Source organism: Gemella sp. GH3, assembly GCF_013415425.1.
In the GTDB taxonomy this organism is placed as follows: domain Bacteria; phylum Bacillota; class Bacilli; order Staphylococcales; family Gemellaceae; genus Gemelliphila.
In genome coordinates this window covers 1-409 of sequence record NZ_JACBYC010000246.1, presented here as the reverse complement: position 1 = coordinate 409, position 409 = coordinate 1, and the positions used below count along the sequence as shown (strand labels likewise).

The following is a 409-nucleotide window of genomic DNA, read 5'->3' as shown; positions in this document are numbered from 1 at the left end:
GTGAGGGGGAGCTAGCCATGTCTAAACAAGATGGTAGATTAACTGGTCTATTTGGTGCACCAGTATCAGATAGAGAAAATAGTATGACAGCAGGGCCACGAGGTCCATTATTAATGCAAGATGTTTATTATTTAGAACAAATGTCACATTTTGACAGAGAAGTAATTCCAGAGCGACGTATGCACGCTAAAGGTTCTGGCGCATTTGGTACTTTTACTGTCACAAATGACATTACTCAATACACAAATGCTAAAATTTTCTCTGAAGTTGGTAAACAAACAGAAATGTTTGCACGTTTCTCAACAGTTTCAGGTGAACGTGGTGCGGCTGACTTAGAAAGAGATATACGTGGATTTGCGTTGAAATTTTATACTGAGGACGGTAACTGGGATTTAGTTGGTAATAATAC

At 38.9% G+C, this 409-nt stretch carries 1 protein-coding gene; it reads left to right on the top strand.

Annotation, left to right across the window (positions count from 1 at the left end; all coding sequences use genetic code 11):
• Positions 1-17 precede the first annotated feature (17 nt).
• On the top strand, positions 18-409 hold a 392-nt coding region (locus HZY83_RS08030), incomplete at its 3' end, for a catalase (RefSeq protein ID WP_179943513.1).